The 6,828-nt window shown below is 35.5% G+C and carries 5 protein-coding genes; 3 read left to right on the top strand and 2 right to left on the bottom strand.

Annotation, left to right across the window (positions count from 1 at the left end; genetic code table 11):
- Positions 1–392 precede the first annotated feature (392 nt).
- Positions 393–2,648: a hydratase gene (locus tag ABZA26_RS04765; RefSeq protein WP_372713373.1), complete on the bottom strand. Its 2,256-nt coding sequence runs from the start codon at positions 2,646–2,648 to the stop codon at positions 393–395.
- Between the two features lie 576 nt (positions 2,649–3,224).
- Entirely contained in the window at positions 3,225–3,869 is a 645-nt protein-coding gene (locus ABZA26_RS04760; RefSeq protein WP_372713372.1) for a GntR family transcriptional regulator, read from the bottom strand.
- 564 nt (positions 3,870–4,433) lie between these two features.
- Between ABZA26_RS04760 and ABZA26_RS04755 the strand changes: the two genes are divergently transcribed.
- From ABZA26_RS04755 to ABZA26_RS04745, 3 genes are all read left to right on the top strand, one after another.
- Positions 4,434–5,462 (top strand): tripartite tricarboxylate transporter substrate binding protein, encoded by a 1,029-nt coding sequence (locus ABZA26_RS04755; RefSeq protein WP_372713371.1) that lies wholly within the window; start codon positions 4,434–4,436, stop codon positions 5,460–5,462.
- 266 nt (positions 5,463–5,728) lie between these two features.
- Positions 5,729–6,220, top strand: a complete 492-nt coding sequence (locus ABZA26_RS04750) for a tripartite tricarboxylate transporter TctB family protein (protein ID WP_372713370.1) — start codon at positions 5,729–5,731, stop codon at positions 6,218–6,220.
- A 35-nt stretch (positions 6,221–6,255) separates the two neighbouring features.
- Positions 6,256–6,828: tripartite tricarboxylate transporter permease (locus tag ABZA26_RS04745; protein WP_372713369.1), on the top strand; the 573-nt coding region annotated here is incomplete at its 3' end.

Genomic DNA, 6,828 nt, shown 5'->3' with positions numbered 1-6,828 from the left:
TTCGGTCATTTTTAACGCTTATTTTGTCAATGGCCAAAAGATTCAAAACCTTTTTAGCACGATAAGTTAAAGAATAACCATGCGCATGCTTTTTATTTAAGTTGATATTATTCTTTCTGTATTTTGAATTTCAAGTCGCAGAACTTTTACAGGAAATAACCAGCACTCAGCCGTCCTACAGAATAAGTTCCGCAGGGAACCGAGGACTGTAGCTCATAAAGGCGTTAAAAGAAAAATATACTTCCTAGACATTTGAAAATTCTTGACCTTTTGGTTACTTTTCTGTCAAGAGAAAAGTAACAGACTTCTGTAGAAATTCAATAATTAACTCCAACTAAATATAAAAAAAGTAGGATTTTCTTATGAAAACCCTACAAATTTTGAAATTAATTTTAGTTGTTTTTTCTGTAATAGTTGATTAGGCACCCATCTAAAAGAACCTGTCTTTCATCTTGAGTAAGATTTGTTAATTTTAGGTTAAATTTCTTGATCTCATCTCCTAAAACATAAGCTGTGACATCTTCTATCCCTTCTTCAAGAGCTTTTCTGATATCAGTTACAAGCAAGTAAGCATCGTCACCAAATGGTGCCTCTTCCTCCATTGTAAATGGAAGCATTCCCCAGTTGATTACATTTGATCTGTATCTCTTAGTAGCATATTCGTGACAGATGTTACCCCATCCACCTAGGACCTTCTGACAAGAAGCTGCCTGCTCTCTAGCTGAACCGTCTCCAGGTTTATTTGCGTATACCATGGAACCAATTCCGATTTCAGTAGGTGCAACGTCTATTAATGTTTTAACTTTTTCATAAACTGGCTTAAGCTCGTCAAACTTTTCAAAAGGATTTTCTCCTTTTTCTCTAGCATATTCAAACTCACGAACAGCCTTTGATTTTCCTACATATTCAGGAACACGTCTTGAAAGAGTAAATTCAGACAGTCCGTAAGGGTTAGATCTGAACGATGAAGTTTCTCCAGAAGGAATAAGCTCATCTGTAGTGGTTACAGGATCATCAATGAAAGCTGTAACTTTAAATAATATATTTTCAGTTAACTCAGGCATTTCAGGCCATGGTTTGATGTTTGGTCCTTCGATTAATTCAACTTCTGGCTGTGCTACAGGAGTTTTACCGTAGTTATGTACTTTGTTTTTATATGGAGTGTCGTCATATTTATAAGTAGTCGTAGTATCAGTATATTCTACATCAAGGTCAGTGGCTGCAGTTATGAATCCACCATTTAATGCAGTAGCGGCGATACTCTTAGCATCCATAAGTGCAACGGATGAAGTCTGACCTAGACCAGGTTTAGACCCTTCTCTAGACGGGAAGTTTCTTGTGTTGTGACGGATACTAAGTTGATTGTTTGCAGGAGTGTCTCCAGCCCCGAAACAAGGTCCGCAGAATGCAGTTCTCATGATAGCACCAGATTTCATAGCCTCTATATTCAGTCCCATCTCGTTGAATCTCATGTATGCAGGCTGACTTCCTGGATAGATGCTCAGAGTAAACTCCTCAGAAATAGCGTGTCCTTTCAGTACGTCCAAAGCTCCTACGATGTTGTCGAAAGTTCCACCAGAACATCCGCCGATAACACCTTGCTCAGCTCTAAGTTTTCCGTTAACAACTTTAGATTTAAGATCTATATCCATTCCTAGTTTTTTACAGTTAGCTTCAGTCTCTGTCAGAATTTCATCCAGATTTTCATAAAGTTCTCTGATAGAGAAAACATTTGACGGGTGAGCAGGAAGAGCTATCATAGACTCTATTTCATCTAGATTAACTTCGATCATTCCGTCATAGTATGCCACGTCAGCAGGTTTTAGTTCACTGTAGTCCTCTTCACGGTTGTGGATTTCCAGGAAATGCTCAACTTGTTCGTCAGTCTCCCAGATAGAAGTAAGACAAGTAGTCTCAGTAGTCATAACGTCGATACCGTTTCTGAATTCAACGTTGAGGTTTTTGATTCCCTCTCCGAAGAACTCCATTACAGAGTTTTTCACGTATCCGTTTTTGAATACTTTTCCGATGATTGCAAGTGCCACGTCATGAGAACCAATTCCGGATTTTGGCTTACCAGTTAATTTTACACCTACTACTTTTGGATAAGGTACATCATAAGTTTTTTCAAGAAGCTGTTTTACAAGCTCTCCTCCGCCTTCACCGATAGCCATAGTACCAAGGGCACCGTATCTAGTATGAGAATCAGATCCAAGGATCATCTTTCCGCATCCTGCATAATTTTCTCTCATATATGAGTGAATGACAGCCTGATGGGCAGGAACATATATTCCCCCATATTTTTTAGCAGCAGAAAGACCGAACATATGATCATCTTCGTTTATTGTTCCGCCTACAGCACAAAGACTGTTGTGACAGTTAGTAAGAACATATGGAAGAGGGAACTTTTTAAGTCCGCTAGCCTTTGCAGTCTGAATAATACCGACAAAAGTAATGTCATGGGAAGCCATGGCATCAAATTTTAACGTCAGATCTTTCATGTCGTCTGTTGTGTTGTGAGCCTCTAATATAGAGTAAGCCATAGTTCCTTTTTTAGCATCTTCCATAGAAATCCCTAAATCAGCACCTGCAGGTACTATCTCAGATCTATTTTTTACATAGACCCCTGAATCATAAAGCTTGATCATTGAAAAAACCTCCCTGATATAAAATATAAGACACATAGTGATAATTGTATGCAATTTAGTATAAATATAGTACAAAAATGCCTGGTTTGTCAATTCTTTTTTCTTTTAAAATTGATCTAAAAAAAACTTCCTAGACAGATAACCCTTTGAAATTAGGGGTATTTCAGCTGTAAGCCCTTTAAAATGGTTTGTTAGTTTTAAATTATAAGATAAACTTTTCAATTGGACGCAAACAAAAATTGTATACAAAAATTCATTAAAAACATTTTAAAATGGAGGTTATTTCAAGAAGAAAATTATAAGTGGTTTCTGGAAGGATGCAAAGTATGAATGAGTGTTACAAATTATTAATCATTCATTTTTCAATAACTTTTAAAAAATGAATGCAAAAGATATTGAAACAAATGGTAAAAAGGTTGGATATATGGATTTTGATTATACAAGTTTATAAATTCAGAAAGATATAAAAAACATGTAAACTCTTCTTTATATTAATGAAAGTTTACATGCTTTTATTTTTCTGTATGGTCTATCTATAAATTTAATTATTAAAGTCTGTCTTTTGGAGATTGGGGATTAAACTAAATCAATGGAGTTCAGAAGAGAGTTTTCAGATGATAATAGGTGAGTCGTATTTACAGCTTTGGCAAGTTCTAACTGGCTGCTTTTCAGATACTTTACTATAAGTGCGTGTTCTTCGCAAGCTGAGACTACCCTTTCTTTATTATTGAGTGAACTTAGTCTTAGCTTTGACAATATGAAATCGTATTGCTTTAAAATTTTTATTGTAAACTCCAGGTCTGATTTTTGATAAAATATTTTATTAAATTCTAAGAACAGCTTTTTAGTTTCATTCCACTTTTTTAGTTTTATGTAGTGCTCTGTGAGGATTATATTTTCCTCCAGTAAAGATATGACTTCTGGATTTTGTGAAATAGATTCCAAAAGGATATTTTCCAGGGCAATTCTTATTTTAAAAATCTCTTTAATCCTTTCAGGGGTGATATCTATTATTTTTACCCTTCCGTTTGCCAGCCTTTCTACAATACCTTCAATCTCTAATTTTTTTATTGCTTCCCGTAATGGTGTTCGGCTTACATTTAATTTTTTAGAATAATCTATCTCCACTATCCTGTCTCCGAAAGAAAGCTCACCGGATAATAGTTCTTCTTTAATAGTATCATATATATTATCGCTGGTATTTGTTCTTGGTTTTATCATTTGTATTTTTCCTCCTTGATTAACATTATACAAAAAAACAATCTGTAGAAAAAATTCCTTTTAAAATATAACATGATTGTTCAATGAGTGCAACTTGAATATATTTTGTTCATACTAAGACGATGATTTTATTTTTTGTTTAACTTATTAAAAAAAGTATTTAAGAAAATATATAACACCTATTGGTCTTAGGAAGACGGACGAGCTGTTTAGCTACCCATAATTATTAATGTTTGCATAAATATATGTGTTGATATTGGGAAAATAAATTTTTTAAAAATGAAGTTCTTAAAAAATTTTAAGAACTCGTGTGTAATATTTTAATTTTTAGGGTCTATAGTATTTCTAACAAGAGGAAATGTGTTTATAATGAAAAAAATGTTTTGAAAAGACACTGTAAAAACTAAAAATGACCAAAAACACGCTAAGACATTAGGGTGGATATTTTCTAAAGTATTAAGGAGAATAGAAACTCTAAATGCGTAAGTAAAATTTACAACTTTAAACTTCACAGAAAAAATAATTTTGTGAATTTTAAGGATAAAAAAAATTAGGAGGGGATTTATGAACAAACGATTTAAGAACTTATCAAAAATGTTTATCGCAGCCTTATCTATTATGGCACTTGTATTGACAGGATGCGGAAAAAAAGACGCAGGAACTGATGGAAGCAAAGAGGCGGCTTATCCTGAAAAACCTATGACTTTTATCGCACCAGGTGGAGCAGGTGGAGGATGGGACACTACTATCCGTACAGTTGCAAAAGTACTAAAAGATACAAAATTAGTTGACGTTCCTATGCCTATCACAAACAAACCTGGAGGAGGAGGAGGAGTTACTCTTGCTTACCTACAAGAAAATAAAGGGGACGAAAAGATTGTCAGCGTATACTCGCCACCTATTATTCTTATAAACCTTAACGGAACATCTAAGTACAGCTATAAGGATGTAACACCTATTGCTAGACTTATCACTGACTATGCTGCATTTGTAGTTTCAAAAAACTCTAAGTACAAATCAATAGCAGAAGTTATGGATGCTCTAAAGAAAGACCCTAAGAGTGTTAAATTTGGTGGAAACTCTTCTGCAGGAAGTATGGATCATATCCAGTTCCTAATGATCGCTAAAGCAGCAGGAGTAAAAGATATAAAGAAGATCGATTACATCAGTTTCCAAAACAATGAGGGAGCGGCACAGCTTCTAGGTGGACATATAGACCTTTTATCTACAGGATTAGGGGATGTATCAGCTCTACTTGAGAGTGGAGACTTAGTAGGTCTTGCTCAGACAGCAGACGAAAGAGTAGGAGAAGGAGCAATAGCTGAGATCCCTACGTGTAAAGAATCAGGAATCGACGCAGTTTTCTATAACTGGAGAGGTCTTTTCGGAGCTCCTGATATGCCTGAATATGCTTTAAAGTATTGGGAAGAAACTCTTGCTAAAATGGTTGAAACTCCAGAGTGGGATGAAGCTGTTAAAAAGAATGGATGGAGCAAATCTTATGCAAATTCTGCTGATTTCGCAGCATTCTTAGATAAGACAAATGAAGAGTATAAAGAAATATTAGACGATATAGGTATGTTGAAAAAATAAGTTTTAAGGCGGCGCTCTAGGGTGCCGCCAAGATTAATACATCAACATAAAACTGGTAAATAAATTTTCAAAGATTTATAACTGAACTCAGGTTGCTATCTTGGCGAGGATTTCTTATAAATCTGTGAAGAAAGCTTTATGAAATTTATTTTGAATATCTAAAATATCTTTTGATTTCAAGGTAACAGATTGAGTTAAATTATGAAGATGAAATGAAATTTCGGCTTTATTTAATTTTTAAATTTTAGAAATGTGAGGTGAAGAGATTGAATATCAAAGTTAAAACTACAATGGCTTTTACAGTATTTGGATTACTGTACACCATAGCTGCAATTGTAATGCCAAAAGCTGCAATAGGAAATCCGATGGCTCCGAAAATTTTCCCTTTGGTTCTTGGAATCGGTCTTACTGTTTTGGGAGTGCTATACACTTTGAAAGAGTATAAAATATGGCAGGCAGAGGTAGCAGCAGGAACAATAAAAAAGATTACTCCTGAAAAACAAGAAGTGGAAAATAAGACAAACAAGCTGATCAAATTGACTGCAGCAGCAGGAATAGGTTACGCAGCAGTTTTCGAACATCTTGGTTATGTGATATCGACAATATTATTTATAGGTATTGTTATGTTTGCCTTAAACGGAAAGAAGAAATGGAAAACATGTGTAATTGTATCGGTTGTTTTTAGTGTAGTAGTTTATCTGATTTTTTCAAATCTTTTAGCTATACCGCTTCCTAAAATTCCTATTTTAGATATATAGCGGTTTGATTGTACTTTAGGAGGTGAATTGTTAAAATGATGGAAATTTTACAAAATTTATTACACGGTTTTGCTGTAGCAGGAACACCGATGAATATACTTTGGGTAACAATAGGTGGAGTTTTAGGAACCATAGTTGGAATGCTTCCGGGATTGGGACCTGCCACAGGAGTTGCGGTTCTTCTGCCACTTACTTTTACAATGGGACCTACAGCGGCTCTTATCACAATGTGTGGAATATATTACGGAGCAATGTTTGGAGGATCAAGAAGTTCGATCCTTATCAACACACCTGGAGATGGAGCGGCGCTAGCAGCTACATTTGACGGTTATCCCATGGCTCAGAACGGCCGTGCAGAAGCAGCTCTTGCTATGTCAGCAGTGGCATCACTTATAGGTGGAGTTATCGCAGCAGTAATGATGACTTTTATAGCTACTCCTGTTTCAAGGTTTGCTTTGAGATTCGGACCGGCTGAATACTTTCTGCTAATGGTTGCGGCTCTATCTATGACAGCATCTATGTCTAAAAAGAACATGATCGGTGGATTCGTTTCCATGTTTGTGGGTCTTATCATAGCTACAGTAGGTCTAGATTCACAGTCAGGTGTG

It is taken from the genome of Ilyobacter sp. (assembly GCF_041583315.1).
In the GTDB taxonomy this organism is placed as follows: domain Bacteria; phylum Fusobacteriota; class Fusobacteriia; order Fusobacteriales; family Fusobacteriaceae; genus Ilyobacter.
Note: the sequence above shows the minus strand (reverse complement) of the source record. Positions and strands in the feature narration are given on the sequence as shown.